Genomic DNA, 22,086 nt, shown 5'->3' with positions numbered 1-22,086 from the left:
CAGATTCGGCCCTTCCGGGGCCTGTGATGCACAGCTCAAACCGGCTGTGTTTAAGAGCCAGTCCCATTAGGCTATTTTACTTGCCATTTTGAACCTGGGCAGTGCTCACAATCCTCACGTACTACGTGTAGGCTCCGGTTGCTGCGCGCTGTCCGTGTTCAAACTGGCTGCGACAATGACGCCTGATGGGATAGGCTCTAAGTCTGTTTTGGCTGTTATCCATAGAGTATAGATAGCGGACAAAAGAGACTGGGGTGGAGAGGGTGTTAAAAAGGCCCCACTTGCGTGGAGCCTTTATTGTACGCTTTTTAAATCGCGATTTCAGTCACAACCATTACATGGTCTGAGTGAAGGTACGTGTGATAACGTCCTGCTGCTGTTCTTTAGTCAGGGAGTTAAAACGTACTGCATAGCCAGATACGCGGATGGTCAGCTGCGGATATTTTTCCGGGTTTTCCATCGCGTCGAGCAGCATTTCGCGGTTCATGACGTTGACGTTCAGGTGCTGACCGCCTTCGATAGACGCTTCGTGGTGGAAGTAACCATCCATCAGGCCAGCAAGGTTGGTTTTACGCACTTCGTCGTCTTTACCCAGCGCGTTTGGCACGATAGAGAAGGTGTAAGAAATACCATCTTTCGCGTAAGCAAACGGCAGTTTAGCCACGGAGGTCAGAGAGGCAACCGCACCTTTCTGGTCACGACCGTGCATCGGGTTAGCACCTGGTCCGAACGGCGCACCGGCACGACGACCGTCAGGGGTGTTACCGGTTTTCTTACCATAAACCACGTTAGAGGTGATGGTCAGAACGGACTGAGTCGGGATAGCGTTGCGATAGGTAGTGAGTTTCTGAATTTTCTTCATGAAACGTTCTACCAGGTCAACCGCCATGTCATCAACGCGAGAATCGTTGTTACCGAACTGCGGGTATTCGCCTTCGATTGCGAAGTCAACAGCCAGGCCGTCTTCGTCACGAATCGGTTTAACTTTCGCATATTTGATAGCAGACAGGGAGTCAGCCGCAACGGACAGACCTGCGATACCACATGCCATGGTGCGAATGACGTCACGGTCATGCAGCGCCATCAGAGAGGCTTCGTAGCTGTACTTGTCGTGCATGTAGTGGATAACGTTCAGCGCGGTGACATACTGCTTAGCCAGCCAGTCCATGAAGTGATCCATACGGTCCATCACTTCGTCGAAGTTCAGAACGTCGCCTTTGATAGGTTCAGATTTCGGACCCACCTGCATTTTCAGTTTTTCATCAACGCCGCCGTTGATAGCGTACAGCATGGTTTTCGCGAGGTTAGCACGCGCACCGAAGAACTGCATTTGCTTACCAACAACCATCGGGCTTACGCAGCATGCGATAGCGTAGTCGTCGTTGTTGAAGTCCGGACGCATCAGGTCATCGTTCTCATACTGCAGAGAAGAGGTATCGATAGACACTTTAGCGGCGAATTTCTTGAAGTTCAGCGGCAGTTTTTCAGACCACAGAACGGTGATGTTCGGCTCCGGAGAAGGCCCCATGGTGTACAGGGTGTTCAGGAAGCGGAAGCTGTTTTTGGTGACCAGAGTACGGCCGTCAACGCCCATACCACCGATGGATTCCGTTGCCCAAATCGGGTCGCCGGAGAACAGTTCATCATATTCCGGAGTACGCAGGAAGCGAACCATACGCAGTTTCATGACCAGGTGGTCAATCATTTCCTGAGCGTCTTGTTCGGTGATTTTTCCTGCTTTGATATCACGTTCGATGTAGGCATCCAGGAAGGTGGATACGCGACCGAAGGACATTGCTGCGCCGTTCTGAGACTTAACCGCGGCCAGGTAGCCGAAGTAGGTCCACTGGATAGCTTCCTGTGCGTTGGTTGCCGGACCAGAGATATCGCAGCCATATTTCGCTGCCATTTCTTTGATCTGACCCAGAGCACGGTGCTGTTCAGAGATCTCTTCACGCAGACGGATAGTCGCTTCCAGGTTTACGCCGTTTTCCAGGTCAGACTGCAGAGACAGGAACTGCGCGTATTTGTCTTTCATCAGGAAGTCGATACCGTACAGCGCAACGCGACGGTAGTCACCGATGATACGGCCACGGCCATACGCATCCGGCAGACCTGTCAGAACGCCAGACTTACGGCAGTTCAGAATGTCTTTGGTGTACACATCGAATACACCCTGGTTATGGGTTTTGCGGTATTCGGTGAAGATTTTTTTCAGCATCGGGTCCAGTTCGCGATCGTACGCTTTGCAGGAACCTTCAACCATTTTGATGCCGCCGAACGGGATAATCGCACGTTTCAGCGGTTTTTCAGTCTGCAGACCAACGATTTTCTCAAGAGCTTTGTTGATGTAGCCTGCGTCATGAGAAGTGATGGTGGAGGCAAGGGCGGTGTCGAAGTCAACAGGCGCGTGAGTGCGGTTTTCCTGTTTAACACCTTCCATAACGTTGTCCCACAGCTTGGTTGTCGCTTCAGTTGCGCCAGCCAGGAAGGACTCGTCGCCTTCATACGGGGTATAGTTTTTCTGGATAAAGTCACGTACGTTGACTTCTTTCTGCCAGTCACCTTTCGCGAAACCTTCCCAGGCTGTGGCTAACTTTTCATTAAGCTCGGACATGTAACACCTACCTTCTTAAGTGGATTTTTTATTTACTGCCTGAAACGGCCCTTAGTGATGGTCGTCGCCACGCAGGTAAATGACCCAGTATGTCAACCCAACCAGCAGACCACCGCCGATAATGTTCCCGATAGTTACCGGAATCAGGTTATCAGTAATGAAGTTCATCACGGTCAGGTGAGAGAAATTTTCCGGAGCAGAACCAATAGCGGTCCAGAATTCCGGGCTTGCAAAGTCGCGGATTACGATACCCAGCGGGATCATAAACATGTTAGCGATACTGTGCTCAAAGCCGCTGGCAACAAACATCGCTACGGGGAGCACCATAATCATGGCTTTATCCATCAAACTGCGGCCGGAGTAGCTCATCCACACCGCCAGACAGACCATCAGGTTAGCCAGGATACCCAGACACACGGCTTCAATAAATGTATGGTGCATTTTGTGGTCGGCGGTTTGCAGGACGTTAAGGCCCCAGGCTCCGTTGGCGGTCATATGCTCGCCAGATAACCACATCAGCAATACAAACAGCAGCGCGCCTATCAGGTTACCAACATAGACGTTGAGCCAGTTTCTTGCCAGTTGACCCCAGGTAATTCGTCCGCTGGCTTTCGCCACGACGATAAGAACGGTGGAGGTAAACAGGTCGGCACCGCAAATGACGCAAAGAATCAGGCCGAGTGAAAAGCAGATCCCTCCGATCAGTTTAGCAATCCCGAAAGGCATCGCGGCAGTGCCGGTTGTCGCCGTAATATAGAAGACAAAAGCGATGGAAATGAAAACACCAGCGGTAATCGCCAGATAAAACGTCTTCATCGGGTGCTTTGTCGCTTTGTAGACACCTGCTTCTTCGGCGACTTTCGCCATGGCTGCAGGGAGTAAAAGATCAAAAGGGTTGTCAGCTTTCACACTAACTCTCTCTTTATAAAAGTTGGCGGTGAGATACTAACAAAGCATTATAGAAGGGAATTTGATGTAGATCATATCCCACCGGAACTATAAGCCCTGGATATGTGTGGTTTTTACTTGTTATGGTGATAAGTGTATGTTTTAAATTAAAAAAATAAATTTTAAAATTTACAAATTATGTTGATTTTTTTCATTTTGGCCGCTGCGGACGGTTAATTAAAATGGGGTATTTTTTATTAAAATTAACAATCCTAAAGTGATGCGTAAAAAAAGTTTACTGTAAATTAACGTTGCAACTACAAATTAGCCGCAGGGCTATTTAACGATGAAAAACGGGGTCCTTATCGACCCCGTGAATAATGTGGCTGGCAGTAAAATGAAGCCTTATTTAGCCCAGAATGCCGCTTTTGCCCGCTGCAGTTTTTCATAGGCTTTCAGTAAGGACTGATGGGCCGGGAAAGCCTGCAGATCGCTATCTACGGCCTGCAGACCATAGAACGGCGCTTCACCGCTCATCGCCGCGCTGGCGGCTTCTACCGCATCAGCACCGTACATGCGGATAAAGGCATTCAGATACTGCAGAGGCTGACGTTCTTCTTCCTGACTGAGCAGCAGCAGCGTCTGCAGGCAGCGGTAGTAGTTCGCGCGCTCGGCACTGAAGATTGAGGCATTGAATTCAATGGTCCATTCCGTCCAGATCAGCGCCTGCTCCAGATCGCCGCCGGCCAGCGCCAGCATCGCCTTCAGCTCACCAATGCGCAGCGTATACCAGCCATTGTCTTTGCCTGTCGCCAGGCCCAGCAGCTCACGCACGCGGGTAAAGTCGTCATTCCCTTCATCGTCCAGCTGTTCGATCAGCGCCAGATAATCTTCTTTATCCCATTCGCTGCCCGGCAGGGAGAGAAGAGTTTCGCGCAGATGGCTGCCCATGCTGTTATTGGCCAGCCACAGATCTTCTGCCGGGTAAATGTCTGACATTCCCGGAACGATGATGCGGCAGGCGTAGACGCTCAGGTGCTCATAATCGGCGATGTAAACTTCTTTATCTTCTGCTTTAAAGATAGCCATCAGGGTGGCGAACTCTTCTTCCGTCGTGCCGGAGAAGCTCCAGTCGACGAACGGGTAGTCGGCATCCTGTTTGAACATATCCCAGGAGATCAGGCCGCTGGAATCGATAAAGTGGGTTTCAAGGTTGGCGTGTTCAGCCACTTCTTCGTCATCGAAGGTTGGTGGCGTAAAGACATCGAGATCTTTCAGGCTACGACCCTGCAGCAGTTCGGTGACGGTACGTTCCAGGGCGACGCCGAAGTCCGGATGCGCGCCGAAAGAGGCGAAGCAGGTTCCGTTCGTCGGGTTAAACAACACCACGCAGATAACCGGGTATTTACCGCCCAGCGAGCCATCGTAAGCAAAAATCGGGAAACCTTCGGCCTCCAGCTTATTAATGGATTCAACCACGCCCGGATAGCGCGCCATGACCTCTGCCGGAATTTCTGGCAGGCTGATGCTTTCAGCGATGATGCGGTTTTTGATATGACGCTCGAAGACTTCCGACAGCGCCTGAACGCGCGCTTCGTTCGGCGTATTGCCTGCAGACATCCCGTTAGAGACATACAGGTTGCCGACGATATTCATCGGGATATAGACGGTTTCGCCATCGGACTGACGGGTGAACGGCAGGCCGCAAACGCCGCGTTGGTCATTGCCTGACTGCAGATCGACCAGCATGCTGGCGGTCAACTGATCGTCAGGATCGTAAAATGCGCGCAGACGAGGATCCAGCAGACCTTCCGGCACCTCGTCATCGTCGGTCAGCGGGAACCATTTCTCATTGGGGTAGTGGACGAACGCTCCGTTAGCGAGGGTATCGCCCAACCAAAAGTCAGCAAAAAAGTAGTTGGTGGACAGACGCTCGAAATATTCGCCAAGCGCGGAGGCCAGCGCCGCTTTTTTGGTCGCCCCTTTGCCGTTGGTGAAACACAGCGAGCACGCTTTATCACGGATATGTACTGACCATACGTGCGGTACGGGATTCAGCCATGAGGCCTCTTCAATATCAAATCCGAGGTCGAGCAATTTCTGCTGGAAGCGAGCGATGGAATCTTCCAGGGCGGCATCTTTGCCGGGAATAAATGTTTGAGTCATGGCGATCACTTTTATCGTACGTAAAGCGCGCAATGATACGGCTTTTAGATGACCGGCGCTATCTTCATCGTCTGGCTATCCGTACTGACCTCTGATAACTGTGCAGGCGTTAACCATGCAGGCATTTGACTGGCATCGTATGGCGCTGCGGATAACGGTGTTGAACAGCCGGGACAGGTCCGGTTGGTTATGCCGGAAACCCACGGGCAAATCATTCTCTACGATGATCGGACCCGGACGCCAAAGCCGGTCTGGCCATTTTCCCGCCGCCCCACAACGCAAGCTCGTCACCCTTGTGCGCGACGATAAATATGCCGGCGTAGGTTGTAGCGCAGTTCTTAAGCTCCGCGCCGGGGATAAACAATTATCTCCACGCTGCGCAACTGCAGAATGGTCGCGGGCCAGCAGGGCGAAAAGCGTCACCTGACAGCAATTATGTCGGTTTTATGACGTCAAGCTGGCAGATTCTTTTGTGTGAGCGAGGCCGCATTTTCCCGACGCTCAGTTTTAGCCATTGCGGTGCGTGTCACTGAATGATAAAACCGATAGCCACAGGAATAACTTATGCCCGCGACGGTTCGCGGGTAAATAACATAGCAAGTGGTGAGGGGAAATGGCTCAGGTCTATAACTTCAGTTCAGGCCCGGCAATGCTGCCGGCGGAAGTACTCAAACTGGCGCAAAAGGAACTGTGCGACTGGAACGGTTTGGGGACGTCGGTGATGGAAATCAGCCACCGTGGTAAAGAGTTCATTAAGGTGGCTGAAGAAGCGGAACAGGATTTTCGCTCCCTGCTCAATATTCCTTCCAATTATAAAGTTTTATTCTGCCACGGCGGCGGTCGCGGACAGTTTGCCGGTATCCCGCTGAACCTGCTTGGCGATAAAACCGTTGCCGACTACGTCGATGCGGGCTACTGGGCGGCCAGTGCGGTAAAAGAAGCGCATAAATACTGCACGCCGAACGTGATCGACGCCAAAATCACCGTTGACGGCCTGCGCGCGGTTAAGCCGATGAGCGAATGGCAGCTGACTCCGGGGGCTGCCTACCTGCACTACTGCCCGAACGAAACCATTGACGGTATTGCCATTGAAGAAGCGCCAAACTTTGGCGACGATGTGGTCGTCACGGCGGATTTGTCATCGACGATTTTATCCCGTGAAATTGATGTTAGCCGCTATGGCGTGATCTACGCGGGCGCGCAGAAAAACATCGGTCCTGCTGGCCTGACGCTGATTATTGTGCGCGAAGATCTGCTGGGTAAAGCCAGCGTAGCCTGCCCATCGATTCTGGATTACTCCATTCTGTCCGCCAATGACTCCATGTTTAACACGCCGCCGACATTTGCCTGGTACCTGTCAGGTCTGGTGTTTAAATGGCTGAAAGAGCAGGGCGGGGTTGCCGCTATGGATAAAATCAACCAGCAGAAAGCCGACCTGCTCTATAGCACCATCGATAACAGCGCTTTCTATCGCAATGATGTCGCTGCGGCGAACCGCTCGCGCATGAACGTCCCGTTCCAGTTGGCCGATAGCGCGCTGGATAAACTGTTCCTTGAAGAGTCCTTTGCCGCCGGTCTGCATGCGCTGAAAGGCCACCGCGTAGTGGGCGGCATGCGTGCCTCTATCTATAACGCGATGCCGCTGGCGGGCGTGCAGGCACTGACCGACTTTATGCAGGATTTTGAACGCCGCCACGGCTAATCACCCTCCTGCTTTTCATCCCCGCAGCGGGTCTGCGGGGTTTTTATTCTGTTTGTTTGAGAGTTTAGTTTGATGGAATCCCTGACGTTACAACCCATTGCGCGAGTCGATGGCACCGTGAACCTGCCTGGGTCAAAAAGTGTCTCTAACCGCGCTTTGCTGCTGGCGGCTTTGGCCCGTGGCACCACGGTGCTGACCAACCTGCTGGACAGCGACGATGTACGCCATATGCTGAATGCCCTGAGCGCCCTGGGAGTTCATTACGTTCTGTCTGCTGACCGTACCCGCTGTGAAGTGACCGGCAACGGTGGGCCGCTGCTGGTCGGTAGCGCGTTGGAGCTGTTCCTGGGTAACGCAGGGACCGCCATGCGTCCGCTGGCGGCCGCGCTGTGTCTGGGTAGCAACGATATCGTGCTGACCGGCGAACCGCGAATGAAAGAGCGCCCGATTGGCCATCTGGTCGACGCCCTGCGCCAGGGCGGCGCGCAGATTGATTATCTGGAGCAGGAAAATTATCCGCCTCTGCGCCTGCGCGGCGGCTTTACCGGCGGCGAAGTGGAAGTGGACGGCAGCGTCTCCAGCCAGTTCCTCACCGCGCTGCTGATGGCTGCGCCGCTGGCACCGCAGGACACGACCATCGCCATTAAAGGCGAGCTGGTGTCTAAACCCTATATCGACATCACGCTCCATCTGATGAAAACCTTTGGCGTTGATGTTGAAAACCACAACTACCAACGCTTTGTCGTCCGCGGCAATCAGCAGTACCAGTCGCCGGGCGATTACCTGGTGGAAGGCGATGCTTCCTCAGCCTCTTATTTCCTTGCCGCCGGCGCCATCAAAGGTGGGACGGTCAAAGTCACCGGTATCGGCCGCAACAGCGTACAGGGCGATATCCGTTTTGCCGACGTACTGGAAAAAATGGGCGCAACCGTCACCTGGGGCGAGGATTTCATTGCCTGCACGCATGGCGAACTGAACGCTATCGATATGGATATGAACCATATTCCGGATGCGGCGATGACTATCGCCACCGCGGCTCTGTTTGCAAAAGGCACCACCACGCTGCGCAACATTTATAACTGGCGCGTGAAAGAGACCGACCGTCTGTTTGCTATGGCGACGGAGCTGCGTAAAGTGGGAGCAGAGGTTGAAGAGGGGGAGGATTACATTCGCATCACCCCGCCTGCGAAGCTCCGCTTTGCTGAAATCGGCACCTATAACGATCACCGTATGGCAATGTGCTTCTCGCTGGTGGCGCTTTCCGACACGCCGGTAACCATTCTCGACCCGAAATGTACGGCGAAAACTTTCCCGGATTACTTCGAGCAGCTGGCGCGGATCAGCACGCTGGCGTAACGTTCGCCTGCGCATAAAAGTAAAACGAAAAAGTAAAATATTGTCATCTTCCGGGCTGACGTTCCGTCAGCCCGCTATAATTGCGCAATTCTTCTGCGTTTCATTTCTGGTAGTCCGTAATTTGCAAGCAATGCTCACTTTCCGGCGTAGAGATGCGTATAATGCGCGGCGTTTACATTCTATGCGCCTTGCTGAAGGAGAAAAAGATGACGGCAAATATTCCGGTAATCACCATTGATGGGCCTGGCGGTGCAGGTAAAGGCACCTTGTGCAAGGCAATGGCGGAAGCGCTGGGCTGGCATCTGCTGGATTCCGGGGCCATCTATCGCGTTCTGGCTCTTGCGGCGCTGCATCATCATGTTGATGTCGGATCGGAAGAGGCGCTGGTACCGCTAGCGGCGCACCTGGACGTGCGTTTTATCTCCACCGACGGCAGTCTGGAAATCATTCTTGAAGGCGAAGACGTCAGCGCCGCCATTCGTACCCAGGAAGTGGCCAATACCGCATCGAAAGTCGCCGCGTTTCCCCGCGTGCGTGAAGCGTTGCTGCGTCGCCAGCGTGGATTCCGTGAAGTCCCGGGTCTGATCGCCGACGGACGCGATATGGGAACCGTCGTCTTCCCGGATGCCCCCGTCAAAATTTTCCTTGACGCCTCTTCGGAAGAACGTGCTCAGCGTCGCATGCTTCAGTTGCAGGAGAAGGGGTTTAGTGTTAACTTTGATCGCCTTTTATCCGAGATAAAAGAGCGCGATGACCGCGATCGTAACCGCGCCGTCGCCCCACTTGTTCCCGCAGAAGATGCATTAGTTCTGGATTCAACCAGTTTAACTATTGAGCAAGTGATTGAAAAAGCGCTACAATATGCGCGCCAAAAACTGGCACTCGCGTAATCGCGACCGATTTAGCAGTACCCCCGCAGCAATGGAGTGTTAGCGGGTATGTTAAACAACCCCATCCGGCACGGAGCCAGGTGGACGTTAAATATGAAACCTGAAGATTAAACATGACTGAATCTTTTGCTCAACTATTTGAAGAATCCTTAAAAACAATCGAAACCCGTCCGGGTTCCATCGTTCGTGGTGTTGTTGTTGCTATCGACAAAGATATCGTACTGGTTGACGCCGGTCTGAAATCTGAGTCCGCCATTCCGGCAGAGCAGTTCAAAAACGCCCAGGGCGAGCTGGAAATCCAGGTTGGTGACGAAGTTGACGTTGCTCTGGATGCAGTAGAAGACGGCTTCGGTGAAACCCTGCTGTCCCGTGAAAAAGCTAAACGTCACGAAGCTTGGATCACGCTGGAAAAAGCTTACGAAGAAGCTGAAACTGTAGTCGGTGTTATCAACGGCAAAGTTAAAGGTGGCTTCACTGTTGAGCTGAATGGTATTCGCGCGTTCCTGCCAGGTTCCCTGGTTGACGTTCGTCCGGTTCGCGACACTCTGCACCTGGAAGGCAAAGAGCTTGAGTTCAAAGTTATCAAGCTTGACCAGAAGCGTAACAACGTTGTTGTATCCCGTCGTGCCGTTATCGAATCCGAAAACAGCGCAGAACGCGATCAGCTGCTGGAAAACCTGCAGGAAGGCATGGAAGTCAAAGGTATCGTTAAGAACCTCACTGACTACGGCGCATTCGTTGATCTGGGCGGCGTTGACGGCCTGCTGCACATCACCGACATGGCGTGGAAACGCGTTAAGCACCCGAGCGAAATCGTAAACGTTGGCGACGAAATCACTGTTAAAGTGCTGAAGTTCGACCGCGAGCGTACTCGTGTATCTCTGGGCCTGAAACAGCTGGGCGAAGATCCGTGGGTAGCTATCGCTAAGCGTTATCCGGAAGGTACCAAACTGACCGGTCGCGTGACCAACCTGACCGACTACGGCTGCTTCGTTGAAATCGAAGAAGGCGTTGAAGGCCTGGTTCACGTTTCCGAAATGGACTGGACCAACAAAAACATCCACCCGTCCAAAGTTGTTAACGTTGGCGACGTAGTGGAAGTGATGGTTCTGGATATCGACGAAGAACGTCGTCGTATCTCCCTGGGTCTGAAGCAGTGCAAAAACAACCCGTGGCAGCAGTTTGCGGAAACCCACAACAAGGGCGACCGTGTTGAAGGTAAAATCAAGTCTATCACTGACTTCGGTATCTTCATCGGCCTGGACGGCGGCATCGACGGCCTGGTTCACCTGTCTGACATCTCCTGGAACGTTGCAGGCGAAGAAGCAGTTCGTGAATACAAAAAAGGCGACGAAATCGCAGCAGTTGTTCTGCAGGTTGACGCAGAGCGTGAGCGTATCTCTCTGGGCGTTAAACAGCTCGCAGAAGATCCGTTCAACAACTGGGTTGCACTGAACAAGAAAGGCGCAATCGTAAACGGTAAAGTCACTGCAGTTGACGCTAAAGGCGCAACCGTAGAACTGGCTGACGGCGTTGAAGGTTACCTGCGCGCTTCTGAAGCTTCCCGTGACCGCGTTGAAGATGCGACTCTGGTTCTGAGCGTTGGCGACGACGTTGAAGCTAAATTCACCGGCGTTGATCGTAAAAACCGCGCAATCAGCCTGTCTGTTCGTGCTAAAGACGAAGCTGATGAGAAAGATGCCATCGCAACTGTTAACAAACAGGAAGATGCAAACTTCTCTAACAACGCAATGGCTGAAGCTTTCAAAGCAGCTAAAGGCGAGTAATCTTAGTCATTCAGGTTACAACAACCTGAATTACGACGAGTTTACTTGACAGATTGCAGGATTCGTCCTGTAATCAAGCACAAAGGGCGGCTACGGCCGCCCTTGTTTAAAGCAGTTAGCTAATTTTGCCTTGAAGGAAACCGGAGGAATAATGACCAAGTCAGAATTGATAGAAAGACTTGCCAGCCAGCAATCTCACATTCCCGCGAAAGCGGTCGAAGATGCTGTTAAAGAAATGCTGGAACATATGGCCTCAACGCTTGCTCAAGGTGAGCGCATTGAAATCCGCGGTTTCGGCAGTTTCTCTTTGCATTATCGAGCTCCTCGCACCGGGCGTAACCCGAAGACTGGCGATAAAGTTGAGCTGGAAGGTAAGTACGTTCCGCACTTTAAGCCTGGGAAAGAATTACGCGACCGCGCCAATATTTACGAAGAGTAAGTTGCGCAGAGCCGCGACAACGTACTCCGATGATAAAAAAAGCACCTCTGCGGTGCTTTTTTTATGCCCCCAGTTTGCCCTGCCTCGCAGTAGCGCCCCCGTTTTGCAGCAACATCGCAGGTTTTGCGCAAGCCGCAATCCACATCTGCCCGCCGACCGCTGACGACCTTTCGCTTTCGCGCAATACTCTCCGTCAACAGGGAGGGGGACATGCGTTTATCACAGCTTGCCGGGTGCGCGGTTATCGGGATCTGCCCACTGCTGTTGTTACCCGACCTGCCCACGCTGCCCGCCGTTCAGATGATTATCGCTGGCGCGATCCTGATAGCGTTTTACCGCTGGAGTCCATCACGTTACCTGGCGTTGACCATGCTGTTTTTTGCCTGGGGTGTGCTGAGCGCGCGTCAGGTGCTGTGGCCGATGCAGGTGCTACCCGGCGGTAACCGGCAGGTTGAAATCCAGTTGACGGCAGTCGAAGGAGAGATGACCTATCAGGGAAATATTCTCCGTTTAAACGGGCAGAGACTATGGCCGGCACCAGCGGTGACTCTGTACGGTAATGCGCTGCCCGACCCGCCATGTGCCGGGCAGCGCTGGAAGATGACCGCTCGTCTTCGCCCGGTCCATAGTCAGCTCAACGAAGGGGGCTTTGACGGCCAGCGTTTTGCCCTGGCACAACATCGTGCGTTAACCGGGCGCTTTACGTCGGCTGAAGCGCTGGACCCGACGTGCAGTTACCGCGCACGCTATCTGGCATCGCTGGCGCGCACTCTTGACGCTTTTTCCTGGCAATCGGTGATACTCGGGCTCGGCATGGGAGAGAGGCTGGTTGTCCCGGGGGATATCAAACGGCTGATGCAGGAAACCGGCACATCGCATCTGATGGCGATCTCGGGGTTGCATATTGCGTTAGGCGCCATACTCGGCGGACTGGTGGTTCGCGGCCTGCAATTCTTTTTCCCGTGCCGGTGGATTGGCTGGAGAATGCCGCTACTTGTCGGTCTGGCCTGCGCGCTATTTTACGCCTGGCTGACCGGTATGCAGCCGCCTGCGCTGCGGACCTGCGTGGCCCTGATCTGCGTGGCGGGCCTACGGCTGTCAGCCAAACGCTGGTCGTCCTGGCAGATCTGGCTCTGTTGTATTGGCGCTATCTTATTCGCCGATCCGCTGGCGGTGTTGTCTGATAGTCTGTGGCTGTCTATCTTTGCCGTCGCGACGTTGATTTTCTGGTACCAGATGGCACCGTTGCAGCTGCGCGCCAGCTGGCCATGGCGCGAAGTGCTCGCGTTAGGCCATCTGCAGCTTGGGCTGATGTTTCTGCTATTGCCGATTCAGATTCTCCTTTTCCACGGCATCAGCCTGACTTCCTGGGGGGCAAACCTGATTGCCGTGCCGTTGGTCACCTTCGCAGTGGTTCCCTTGATCCTGCTGGCGATGCTGCTGCATCTCAGCGGGCCTGCGGTGGTTGAAATGGCGGTGTGGTGGCTGGCGGACCGTCTGCTGGCGGCATTATTCTGGTTTTTGCGTCTGCTGCCGCAGGGGTGGCTCAGCCTGGATTTTCGCTGGGCGGCGTTAAGCGTATTGCCCTGGCTGCTACTCCTGGTGTGGCGTTTTCACGCCTGGCGTTCGCTACCGGCACTTTGTCTCAGCAGCACGGTGCTGCTGAGCTGGCCTTTCTGGCGCCACGAAGTGAAAGATGAATGGCGGGTCACGATGCTGGACGTCGGACAGGGGCTGGCCATGGTCATCGAACGGGAGGGGGCGGCAATCTTGTATGATACGGGACTGGCCTGGTCCGATGGCGATAGCGGTCAGCAGATTATTATTCCCTGGCTACGCTGGCATAACCTGCGCCCGGAGGGCGTGTTGTTGAGCCATGAGCACCTTGACCACCGCGGTGGCCTCAATTCGCTGCTGAAGGCCTGGCCCGGGCTCTGGATCCGCAGCCCGCTGGGCTGGCAGGGGCATCTTCCCTGTCAGCGAGGTGAAAGCTGGCAATGGCGTGGATTGACTTTTCGCGTGCTCTGGCCGCTGGTGGGCTCCAGCATGACCGGTAATAATCGCTCCTGCGTGGTCCGTATTGATGACGGAAAACAGAGCGTTCTGTTGACCGGAGATATTGAAATTCCGGCGGAAAGGGCAATGATGAGCCGCTACTGGCAGCATCTTGCGTCTACACTTATCCAGGTTCCGCACCACGGGAGTCAGACCTCTTCTTCGGTTGCATTATTGCAGCGGGTCGGCGGCGCGGCGGCGCTGGCTTCAGCCTCGCGATATAATGTCTGGCGGATGCCGGCGGCTAAAGTGGCGCTGCGCTACCGACAGCAGGGCTATCGGTGGTTTGATACGCCGCATCAGGGGCAAGTTACGGTTATTTTTTCTCCAGAAGGTTGGCAAATCCAAAGCTTACGAGATCAACTTTTACCGCGTTGGTATCATCAGTGGTTTGGCGAGACCGTGGATAACGGGTAGAATATGCGGCTATTTCAACATAAGCTGGTTTATTGAATGCAGAATGATAAAGATCTCTCCACGTGGCAGACCTTCCGCCGCCTCTGGCCGCTTATTGCGCCATTTAAAACCGGACTGATCGTCGCGGCCGTTGCGTTAGTCTTTAACGCCGCTAGTGATACCTTCATGCTATCGCTTCTTAAACCGTTACTGGATGATGGTTTTGGTAAAACGGATCGCTCAGTGCTGCTATGGATGCCGCTGGTGGTGATTGGGCTGATGTTGCTGCGTGGCGTCACCAGCTATATTTCGAGCTACTGTATCTCGTGGGTTTCAGGCAAAGTCGTCATGACCATGCGCCGCCGACTGTTCAGCCACATGATGGGGATGCCCGTCTCCTTCTTCGATAAACAGTCCACGGGTACCTTGCTGTCACGCATTACCTATGATTCCGAACAGGTTGCGTCATCCTCTTCCAGCGCGCTGATTACCGTTGTACGCGAAGGCGCTTCGATCATCGGCCTGTTTGTGATGATGTTCTACTACAGCTGGCAGTTGTCGCTGATTCTGATAGTCCTGGCCCCCATCGTCTCCGTGGCGATTCGCGTGGTATCGAAGCGTTTTCGTAATATCAGCAAGAATATGCAGAACACCATGGGTCAGGTGACCACCAGCGCAGAGCAAATGCTGAAAGGGCATAAAGAAGTGCTGATGTTTGGCGGCCAGGAGGTAGAAACCAAACGTTTTGATAAGGTCAGCAACAAAATGCGCTTGCAGGGGATGAAAATGGTCTCCGCGTCGTCTATTTCTGACCCGGTTATTCAGCTGATTGCGTCACTGGCGCTGGCATTTGTCCTCTATGCCGCCAGCTTCCCGAGCGTCATGGAAACGTTGACTGCCGGTACCATCACCGTGGTCTTCTCTTCGATGATTGCGTTGATGCGTCCGCTGAAATCGCTGACTAACGTCAATGCTCAGTTCCAGCGCGGGATGGCCGCCTGCCAGACGCTGTTTGCGATTCTTGATTCCGAACAGGAAAAAGACGAAGGCAGGCTGGTTCTCGATCGCGCGAAGGGCAACCTGGAATTTAAAGACGTCACCTTTACCTATCCGGGCCGCGAAACGCCGGCGTTGCGAAATATCAACCTCCACATCCAGGAAGGCAAAACGGTCGCCCTGGTCGGACGTTCGGGGTCGGGTAAATCGACCATCGCCAGCCTGATTACGCGCTTTTATGATATCGATAATGGCCAGATTCTGCTCGATGGCCACGAGCTGCGTGAATACACCCTGGCATCGCTGCGCAACCAGGTCGCGCTGGTATCGCAAAACGTTCATCTGTTCAACGATACTGTGGCGAATAATATTGCCTATGCGCGCGAGGAAGAGTACAGCCGCGAGCAGATCGAAGAGGCGGCGCGTATGGCCTATGCGATGGACTTTATCAGCAAAATGGATAATGGCCTCGATACCGTTATCGGTGAGAACGGCGTACTGCTCTCCGGCGGACAGCGTCAGCGTATTGCCATCGCGCGTGCGCTGCTGCGTAACAGCCCGATTCTGATTCTGGATGAAGCGACATCGGCGCTGGATACCGAGTCGGAACGCGCTATCCAGGCGGCCCTCGACGAGCTACAGAAAAACCGGACTTCGCTGGTTATTGCCCACCGTTTGTCCACCATCGAACAAGCCGATGAAATTGTGGTTGTGGAAGATGGCCATATTGTCGAGCGCGGTAGCCATGCCGACCTGCTGGAACACCGCGGCGTGTACGCTCAGCTACATAAAATGCAGTTTGGCCAATGATTGCGCGTATCTGGTCCGGTGAGTCGCCGGTATGGCGGCTCTTGCTGCCGCTCTCCTGGCTTTATGGCCTGGTGAGCGGGCTGATTCGCCTCAGCTATCGGCTGGGGCTGAAGAAAGCCTGGCGAGCACCGGTTCCGGTGGCGGTAGTGGGCAACCTCACCGCCGGAGGCAACGGCAAAACGCCGGTGGTCATCTGGCTGGTGGAGCAGCTCCGGCAGCGCGGTATTCGCGTTGGCGTTGTCTCCCGCGGTTATGGAGGGAAAGTGGCGAGCTATCCATTATTGCTCAGCAAGCAGACCAGTACGGCGGAAGCCGGCGATGAACCGGTACTTATTTTTCAACGAACCGGCGCGCCGGTTGCGGTTTCGCCGGAGCGCCGTGAGGCGGTACAGGCACTGCTTCATGCGCATGATTTGCAGCTCATCATCACCGATGATGGTCTGCAGCACTACAAACTGGCACGGGACAAAGAAATTGTCGTGATTGATGGCGAGCGCCGTTTTGGCAATGGCTGGTGGCTCCCGGCCGGGCCGATGCGTGAACGCGCGTCGCGTTTACGCAGCGTCGATGCCATCATTGTGAACGGCGGCGTCGCGCAGGCCGGGGAAATCCCTATGCGCCTGCAGCCTGGACTGGCGATAAATTTACGCAGCGGCGAACGGCGAGACGTGGCCTCTTTCGACAATGTCGTTGCCATGGCCGGAATCGGCCATCCCCCGCGCTTTTTCGCCACCCTCGAAAGCTGCGGCGTCCTGCCGGTAAAAACCGTCGCGCTTGCCGATCACCAGGCATTAACGCAGGCAAGCGTTTCCGCCCTTGCAAACCCGCAGCAAACGCTGCTGATGACCGAGAAAGACGCGGTGAAATGTCGTGGGTTTGCCGAAGCAAACTGGTGGTATTTACCTGTCGACGCCATAATGACGGATGAACGCGCACAGCAGCTGCTGACGGAACTGGTGACGCTGGCGCAACGTTAGTTCTGCCACGCTCGCTTCAATAACGCGGTGCCGGAGTCCTTGACGGAGAACCTGCATGTCGGTATTACAACTTTCGCTTAAAGAAGCCCGCCATCTCCATCTTGCGGCGCAGGGATTGCTGAAGAAGCCCCGGCGTCGTGCCCGCGCCAGCGATATTCTGCAAACTATTCAGCAGATGTCATTGCTACAAATCGATACCATTAACGTCGTTGCCCGCAGCCCCTATCTTGTGCTTTTTAGCCGGCTTGGCCGCTATCCGCAAAGCTGGCTGGAGGAGGCCCTGCGCAGCGGGGAGCTGATGGAATACTGGGCCCATGAAGCTTGCTTCCTGCCCCGCAGCGACTTTGCCCTGGTACGCCACCGCATGCTGACGCCCGATAAGATGGGCTGGAAATATCACAAAGCGTGGATGACTGAACACGCTGATGATATTCAGCTGCTGTTGGAGCATATCGCGCAGAATGGTCCGGTTCGTTCGGCCGACTTTGAACATCCGCGCAAAGGCGCCAGCGGCTGGTGGGAATGGAAGCCGCACAAGCGCCATCTGGAAGGCTTGTTTACCGCCGGCAAAGTGATGGTGGTGGAGCGGCGCAATTTTCAGCGGGTGTACGATCTGACGCATCGCGTCATGCCGCACTGGGACGACGGGCGCGATGCGCTGACGCAGTCGCAGGCGGAAGCGTTAATGCTGCGCAACAGCGCCCGGAGTCTCGGCATTTTTCGCCCTCAGTGGCTGGCGGATTACTATCGGCTCCGCCAGCCCGCTTTACCGGCGCTGCTGGCGAGCTGGCAGGAGGAGGGCGTGGTGGTCCCGGTGCAGGTCGAGGAGCTGGGCGAAATGTGGCTCCACCGCGAGGCGCTCGGGCAGCTGGAGGCGGCGCCCGGCGGTAAACTCGCCGCCAGCCACAGCGCGGTGCTTTCGCCTTTTGACCCGGTAGTCTGGGACCGTAAGCGCGCTGAGCAACTATTCAGTTTCAGCTATCGCCTCGAGTGCTACACGCCCGCGCCGAAGCGTCAGTATGGCTACTTTGTCCTGCCGCTGCTGCACCAGGGAAGACTGGTGGGCAGAATGGACAGCAAGGTGCATCGGAAAACCGGGGTTCTGGAGGTCTTTTCGCTGTGGCTTGAAGAGGGGGTCAAGGTTACCCCGGGGCTGGAGAGAGGGCTGCATCAGGCGATAGAAGAGTTTGCTATCTGGCAGTCGGTACAGCGCATAACCTTCGGTCGTCTGCCGCCGGGGCTTTTCACCGACCGTCAGCAGGGCTGGGAGATTTCCCCGGTCTGAACAACGTCACCCCCGCTCAGCCTTTGCCGCAAACGGATCCCTGAGTTTGCCATCATGTGATATGCTGCTGCGGAATCTATTCGGTCCATCAGGAGGAATCATGGATCACCGTTTACTAGAAATCATCGCCTGTCCTGTCTGCAACGGTAAACTCTACTACAGCCAGGATAAGCAAGAGCTGATTTGCAAAATTGACAGTCTGGCCTTTCCTTTCCGTGAAGGCATTCCCGTCTTGCTGGAGACCGAAGCCCGCGCATTAGCCGTGGGAGAGAGCCATTCATGAGTTTCGTGGTCATCATTCCTGCCCGTTTTGCTTCCACGCGTTTGCCGGGCAAGCCCCTACAGGATATTAACGGTAAGTCGATGATCGTTCATGTTCTGGAGCGCGCGCGCGAATCCGGGGCAGAGCGCATTATTGTCGCGACGGATCATGATGATGTTGCGCGTGCGGTAGAAGCTGCCGGCGGTGAAGTGTGTATGACGCGTGCGGACCATCAATCCGGGACCGAGCGTCTGGCCGAAGTTGTTGAAAAATGCGGCTTCAGTGATGACACGATCATCGTCAATATCCAGGGCGATGAGCCGATGATTCCGCCGGCGATCGTCCGCCAGGTGGCTGAAAATCTGGCGGCCAATACTTGCGGCATGGCAACGCTCGCCGTTGCGATTCACGATGCTCAGGAAGCATTTAATCCGAACGCCGTGAAGGTGGTGATGGATGCGCAGGGCTATGCGCTCTACTTCTCCCGCGCCACCATTCCGTGGGATCGCGATCGCTTTGCACAGTCGCGCGAGACCATTGGCGATTCACTGCTACGTCATATCGGTATTTACGGTTATCGCGCCGGCTTTATCCGTCGCTATGTCAGCTGGGCGCCGAGTCCGCTGGAGCAGATCGAAATGCTGGAGCAGCTGCGGGTGCTGTGGTATGGCGAAAAAATCCATGTCGCGGTAGCCGAAGTTGTCCCGGGGACTGGTGTTGATACGCCGGAAGATCTGGAGCGCGTGCGCGCGGAGCTGCGTTAATTCGTTCATCCCCTCCGCCGTGAGGGGATATCCTCAAGCTGTTTTTCCATACCTTTTCCCTCAATTTTTTGATCTCGCCTGATGACATCCCTGCGACTGGCGCTCATTATTAAAACCAGTAGTATTCACAGGGGTAATCAGAAATGGAACAGCTGCGAACCGAACTTAGCCATCTGCTGGGAGAGAAACTGAGCCGCGTGGAGTGTATCAGCGAGAAACCCGCCTCGGCGCTGTGGTCGCTTTATGATGCGCAGGGAAACCCGCTACCGCTGCTGGCGAGAAGTTTTACCACCCCGGGCATTGCCCGCCAGCTGGCGTGGAAAATCTCCACGCTGGCGCGCAGCGGTACCGCGCGCATGCCGGTGGTCTACGGGGTGCTGACGCATGAAGAGCATCCTGGCCCGGACGTGTTGTTGATTGAGCGACTGCGCGGGGTCTCTGCGGAAGCGCCGGCCCGTACGCCGGAACGCTGGGAGCAACTGCAGGAACAGATCGTGGAGGCTCTTCTGGCGTGGCACCGGCACGATAGCGGCGGCTGCGTCGGCATGGTGGACAGCACCCAGGAAAACCTGTGGCCGTACTGGTACCGCCAGCGGGTTGAGATGCTGTGGAGCACCCTTAATCTGTACCAGGATACCGGCCTGACGATGCAGGATAAACGGATTCTGTTCCGCGCCCGCGAGTGCCTCCCGGATTTATTGAAAGATTTTAATGATAACTGTGTGCTGGTACACGGCAGCTTTACGCTGCGCAGTATGCTGAAAGATGCGCGTAGCGATCAGCTGCTGGCGATGGTCGGGCCGGGGATGATGCTGTGGGCGCCGCGAGAATATGAACTGTTTCGCCTGTCGGACGGCGGGCAGGCGGAGCAGTTGCTGTGGCACTATCTGCGCCGCGCGCCAGTGGCCGAATCCTTCCTGTGGCGACGCTGGCTCTATCTGCTGTGGGATGAGGTGGATAGCCTCGTCAATACCGGGCGCTTTGACCGCGCCCGGTTTGACCTGGCCGCGAAATCAATCCTGCCCTGGCTCGCCTGAGGTGCCCTTTAACCATTGCCAGATGCGCCCCAGCGTTTCGTAGCCGACGCGATCGCTGTGCATCAGCCAGACCGGGGAAGGGATCGCCCGTTCCCACGGGTTGAGCGGCGAGGCGATCGCCAGTTGGTTGGCGGGCGCAGGCAGCGGGTTTAGCCCGACATGTTGGAAGAAAATCATCGCCCGCGGTAAATGCGATGCGGAAGTCACCAGCAGGAACGGCGCATCGCCGATGGTCTGTTTCACCGCTTCGGCTTCCTCTTCGGTATCTTTCGGTTTATCCAGAACGATAATTTCGCTGCGCGGTATCCCCAGACTCTCTGCAACTCTGGCGCCGGCTTCTGCCGTGCTGACGGGATTGGTTTTCGCCGCTGCGCCGGTAAAGATGAGTTTTGCGCCCGGGTTCTCATACCACAGGCGGATCCCCTCCGTCAGCCGCGGCAGGCTGTTGTTGATAAGATTTGAACTGGGCGCCCAGTCCGGGTTCCAGGTGTAGCCCCCACCAAGTACGACGACGTACTGCACGCGCTTTGCATCCCGCCACGTCGGGTATTTATCTTCAATGGGTTTGAGCAAACTATCGGCGACCGGTTGCAGGCTCAACAACAGCAACAGCAGCCAGCCGAGGCTGACGCAGAGCTTGCCGCTGCGCTGGAAACGGCTAAACCACAGTAGCGCGATGCCGACCGCCATCAGCAACAGCAGCAGGGGAAGCGGCAACATCATGCCGCCTGAAACCTTTTTCAGTGTAAAAAGCATGCCAGATGGCTCCTTTTTTAACCATATAACCAAAGTTATGTCCGGATCTTATAACAGATCGCTTCATTCTCAGCGTGGGTATGACAAAATAGCGGCTTTGTGTTGGCAGGTGGATCCGTCCGTGAAAGATCGTAATTTCGATGACATGGCTGAAAAGTTTTCGCGCAATATTTACGGTACCACCAAGGGCGAACTGCGTCAGGCCATTCTGTGGCAGGATCTGCAACCGCTGTTAAGCCAGCTGGGGCCAGGGCCGCTTCGGGTTCTTGACGCCGGCGGCGGCGAAGGGCAAACGGCGGTAAAAGTCGCGGAAATGGGCCACCATGTGACGCTATGCGATCTTTCGGCTGAAATGGTGGCGCGCGCCCGGCAGGCTGCTGCCGATAAAGGTGTGATCGACAACATGCATTTTGTACAATGCGCCGCACAGGATATTGCGCAGCATTTGGAAAGCCCGGTCGATCTGATACTGTTTCATGCGGTGCTGGAGTGGGTGGCCGAGCCGCAGGAGATGCTGCGAACGCTGTGGTCGGTTTTACGACCCGGCGGTGCGTTATCGTTAATGTTCTACAATGCTAACGGTCTGTTGATGCATAACATGGTCGTCGGGAACTTCGACTACGTACAACTCGGCATGCCGAAAAAGAAAAAACGCACGCTGTCGCCGGACTATCCGCGTTCCCCGCAACAGGTTTATGGCTGGCTGGAAGAGCAGGGCTGGCGCATTACCGGTAAAACCGGCGTGCGGGTGTTTCATGATTATCTGCGTGAAAAACGCAAACAGCGCGACGATTTTGCGGCGCTGCTGGAGCTGGAGACGCGCTACTGTCGCCAGGAGCCGTATATCAGCCTGGGTCGCTACATTCATGTCACAGCGCTTAAGCCGCAGATGCAAGGATAAAC

Annotated in this window: 17 protein-coding genes; 13 read left to right on the top strand and 4 right to left on the bottom strand. The window is 55.0% G+C overall.

Annotated elements, in window-relative coordinates; all coding sequences use genetic code 11:
• Window positions 1-334 precede the first annotated feature (334 nt).
• The 3 genes from pflB to ycaO all read right to left on the bottom strand — a co-directional run bounded on the left by pflB (window position 335) and on the right by ycaO (window position 5,671).
• On the bottom strand, window positions 335-2,617 hold the full coding sequence (gene pflB, locus Electrica_RS16745; RefSeq protein ID WP_141965000.1) for a formate C-acetyltransferase: 2,283 nt from the start codon (window positions 2,615-2,617) through the stop codon (window positions 335-337).
• Window positions 2,618-2,668: 51 nt separating this feature from the next.
• Window positions 2,669-3,526, bottom strand: coding sequence for a formate transporter FocA (gene focA / locus Electrica_RS16740; RefSeq protein WP_100685476.1), 858 nt, complete (start codon window positions 3,524-3,526; stop codon window positions 2,669-2,671).
• A 384-nt stretch (window positions 3,527-3,910) separates the two neighbouring features.
• Window positions 3,911-5,671 carry a 30S ribosomal protein S12 methylthiotransferase accessory factor YcaO gene (gene ycaO / locus Electrica_RS16735; RefSeq protein ID WP_131048326.1) on the bottom strand — a complete coding sequence of 587 codons (1,761 nt, stop codon included), beginning with the start codon at window positions 5,669-5,671 and terminating at the stop codon, window positions 3,911-3,913.
• A 613-nt stretch (window positions 5,672-6,284) separates the two neighbouring features.
• Here ycaO and serC point away from each other — a divergent pair.
• The 12 genes from serC to Electrica_RS16675 all read left to right on the top strand — a co-directional run bounded on the left by serC (window position 6,285) and on the right by Electrica_RS16675 (window position 20,427).
• The gene (gene serC / locus Electrica_RS16730) at window positions 6,285-7,373 is read left to right on the top strand and encodes a 3-phosphoserine/phosphohydroxythreonine transaminase (RefSeq protein ID WP_131048327.1); all 1,089 of its coding nucleotides are present in this window, start codon (window positions 6,285-6,287) and stop codon (window positions 7,371-7,373) included.
• Window positions 7,374-7,445: 72 nt separating this feature from the next.
• On the top strand, window positions 7,446-8,729 hold the full coding sequence (gene aroA, locus Electrica_RS16725; RefSeq protein WP_141964999.1) for a 3-phosphoshikimate 1-carboxyvinyltransferase: 1,284 nt from the start codon (window positions 7,446-7,448) through the stop codon (window positions 8,727-8,729).
• 206 nt (window positions 8,730-8,935) lie between these two features.
• Entirely contained in the window at window positions 8,936-9,619 is a 684-nt protein-coding gene (cmk, locus tag Electrica_RS16720) for a (d)CMP kinase (protein WP_131048329.1), read from the top strand.
• A gap of 113 nt (window positions 9,620-9,732) precedes the next feature.
• A complete protein-coding gene (rpsA, locus tag Electrica_RS16715; RefSeq protein WP_004860074.1) occupies window positions 9,733-11,406 on the top strand; it encodes a 30S ribosomal protein S1 in 1,674 nt (557 codons plus the stop codon).
• A gap of 151 nt (window positions 11,407-11,557) precedes the next feature.
• The gene (gene ihfB, locus Electrica_RS16710) at window positions 11,558-11,845 is read left to right on the top strand and encodes an integration host factor subunit beta (protein WP_004100704.1); all 288 of its coding nucleotides are present in this window, start codon (window positions 11,558-11,560) and stop codon (window positions 11,843-11,845) included.
• A 210-nt stretch (window positions 11,846-12,055) separates the two neighbouring features.
• Entirely contained in the window at window positions 12,056-14,317 is a 2,262-nt protein-coding gene (locus Electrica_RS16705) for a ComEC family protein (RefSeq protein ID WP_141964998.1), read from the top strand.
• A gap of 36 nt (window positions 14,318-14,353) precedes the next feature.
• Window positions 14,354-16,102, top strand: coding sequence for a lipid A ABC transporter ATP-binding protein/permease MsbA (msbA, locus tag Electrica_RS16700; protein WP_141964997.1), 1,749 nt, complete (start codon window positions 14,354-14,356; stop codon window positions 16,100-16,102).
• Window positions 16,099-17,079 carry a tetraacyldisaccharide 4'-kinase gene (gene lpxK / locus Electrica_RS16695; protein WP_141964996.1) on the top strand — a complete coding sequence of 327 codons (981 nt, stop codon included), beginning with the start codon at window positions 16,099-16,101 and terminating at the stop codon, window positions 17,077-17,079. The genes msbA and lpxK overlap by 4 nt, the downstream gene beginning before the upstream one ends.
• Before the next feature lie 55 nt (window positions 17,080-17,134).
• Entirely contained in the window at window positions 17,135-18,364 is a 1,230-nt protein-coding gene (locus tag Electrica_RS16690; RefSeq protein ID WP_141964995.1) for a winged helix-turn-helix domain-containing protein, read from the top strand.
• Window positions 18,365-18,464: 100 nt separating this feature from the next.
• Window positions 18,465-18,647, top strand: coding sequence for a Trm112 family protein (locus Electrica_RS16685; protein WP_004860086.1), 183 nt, complete (start codon window positions 18,465-18,467; stop codon window positions 18,645-18,647).
• Window positions 18,644-19,390, top strand: coding sequence for a 3-deoxy-manno-octulosonate cytidylyltransferase (kdsB, locus tag Electrica_RS16680; protein ID WP_141964994.1), 747 nt, complete (start codon window positions 18,644-18,646; stop codon window positions 19,388-19,390). Before Electrica_RS16685 ends, kdsB begins: the two co-directional genes overlap by 4 nt.
• A gap of 143 nt (window positions 19,391-19,533) precedes the next feature.
• Entirely contained in the window at window positions 19,534-20,427 is an 894-nt protein-coding gene (locus tag Electrica_RS16675) for a YcbJ family phosphotransferase (RefSeq protein WP_100685485.1), read from the top strand.
• On the opposite strand, the gene elyC is transcribed toward Electrica_RS16675, so the two are convergent.
• Window positions 20,404-21,183: an envelope biogenesis factor ElyC gene (elyC, locus tag Electrica_RS16670; RefSeq protein WP_100685486.1), complete on the bottom strand. Its 780-nt coding sequence runs from the start codon at window positions 21,181-21,183 to the stop codon at window positions 20,404-20,406. The genes Electrica_RS16675 and elyC overlap by 24 nt on opposite strands.
• A gap of 121 nt (window positions 21,184-21,304) precedes the next feature.
• Between elyC and cmoM the strand changes: the two genes are divergently transcribed.
• On the top strand, window positions 21,305-22,084 hold the full coding sequence (gene cmoM, locus Electrica_RS16665) for a tRNA uridine 5-oxyacetic acid(34) methyltransferase CmoM (protein ID WP_131048334.1): 780 nt from the start codon (window positions 21,305-21,307) through the stop codon (window positions 22,082-22,084).
• Window positions 22,085-22,086: the final 2 nt, after the last annotated feature.

It is taken from the genome of Klebsiella electrica, assembly GCF_006711645.1.
In the GTDB taxonomy this organism is placed as follows: Bacteria; Pseudomonadota; Gammaproteobacteria; order Enterobacterales; family Enterobacteriaceae; genus Klebsiella; species Klebsiella electrica.
The sequence above is the reverse complement of the archived record's forward strand: the minus strand, read 5'-3'. Positions and strand labels throughout refer to the sequence as shown.

Bases quoted from the DNA above. Each gene is read 5' to 3' on its own strand.
- msbA (WP_141964997.1), top strand. From the start codon at position 14,354: ATGCAGAATGATAAAGATCTCTCCACGTGGCAGACCTTCCGCCGCCTC.
- pflB (WP_141965000.1), bottom strand. From the start codon at position 2,617: ATGTCCGAGCTTAATGAAAAGTTAGCCACAGCCTGGGAAGGTTTCGCG.
- elyC (WP_100685486.1), bottom strand. From the start codon at position 21,183: ATGCTTTTTACACTGAAAAAGGTTTCAGGCGGCATGATGTTGCCGCTT.
- cmk (WP_131048329.1), top strand. From the start codon at position 8,936: ATGACGGCAAATATTCCGGTAATCACCATTGATGGGCCTGGCGGTGCA.
- aroA (WP_141964999.1), top strand. From the start codon at position 7,446: ATGGAATCCCTGACGTTACAACCCATTGCGCGAGTCGATGGCACCGTG.
- ycaO (WP_131048326.1), bottom strand. From the start codon at position 5,671: ATGACTCAAACATTTATTCCCGGCAAAGATGCCGCCCTGGAAGATTCC.
- Electrica_RS16690 (WP_141964995.1), top strand. From the start codon at position 17,135: ATGTCGGTATTACAACTTTCGCTTAAAGAAGCCCGCCATCTCCATCTT.
- serC (WP_131048327.1), top strand. From the start codon at position 6,285: ATGGCTCAGGTCTATAACTTCAGTTCAGGCCCGGCAATGCTGCCGGCG.
- lpxK (WP_141964996.1), top strand. From the start codon at position 16,099: ATGATTGCGCGTATCTGGTCCGGTGAGTCGCCGGTATGGCGGCTCTTG.
- rpsA (WP_004860074.1), top strand. From the start codon at position 9,733: ATGACTGAATCTTTTGCTCAACTATTTGAAGAATCCTTAAAAACAATC.
- kdsB (WP_141964994.1), top strand. From the start codon at position 18,644: ATGAGTTTCGTGGTCATCATTCCTGCCCGTTTTGCTTCCACGCGTTTG.
- Electrica_RS16685 (WP_004860086.1), top strand. From the start codon at position 18,465: ATGGATCACCGTTTACTAGAAATCATCGCCTGTCCTGTCTGCAACGGT.
- Electrica_RS16675 (WP_100685485.1), top strand. From the start codon at position 19,534: ATGGAACAGCTGCGAACCGAACTTAGCCATCTGCTGGGAGAGAAACTG.
- Electrica_RS16705 (WP_141964998.1), top strand. From the start codon at position 12,056: ATGCGTTTATCACAGCTTGCCGGGTGCGCGGTTATCGGGATCTGCCCA.
- ihfB (WP_004100704.1), top strand. From the start codon at position 11,558: ATGACCAAGTCAGAATTGATAGAAAGACTTGCCAGCCAGCAATCTCAC.